This window comes from Bartonella sp. TS82HLJMH (assembly GCF_042193495.1).
Lineage (GTDB): Bacteria > Pseudomonadota > Alphaproteobacteria > Rhizobiales > Rhizobiaceae > Bartonella > Bartonella grahamii.
In genome coordinates this window covers 745-1011 of the sequence record NZ_JBHILU010000076.1, presented here as the reverse complement: position 1 = coordinate 1011, position 267 = coordinate 745, and the positions used below count along the sequence as shown (strand labels likewise).

Annotated in this window: 1 protein-coding gene; it reads right to left on the bottom strand. The window is 46.4% G+C overall.

Annotated features, from left to right (window positions below):
• Positions 1-267 (bottom strand): hypothetical protein (locus tag ACFIKO_RS09310; RefSeq protein WP_375673888.1); only part of this gene is annotated, 267 nt, incomplete at both ends.

Sequence of the window (267 nt, the reverse complement as noted above, 5' to 3'; positions counted from 1 at the left end):
ATGATGCTCCTGTGGATCACCTTCCGTACCATCTGCATTGTAGGTTTTAAGCGTGAAAGTTGGTTCGATCCATTCGCCATTCTCATAGCTAGCACTACCACCAAAGTACTTTGCTAGCGTCTGATTCAATGAATAAAGCTGACTACCATTGACCGCTTCTGTCGATCCTTCAGAGAGAGCTGCTGCTTTCACGCCAGAGATACTACGGGCATCACCATTACTGTTTGCAACTGTGATTGCCGTACCCTCTTTCTCTGCACCAATCTT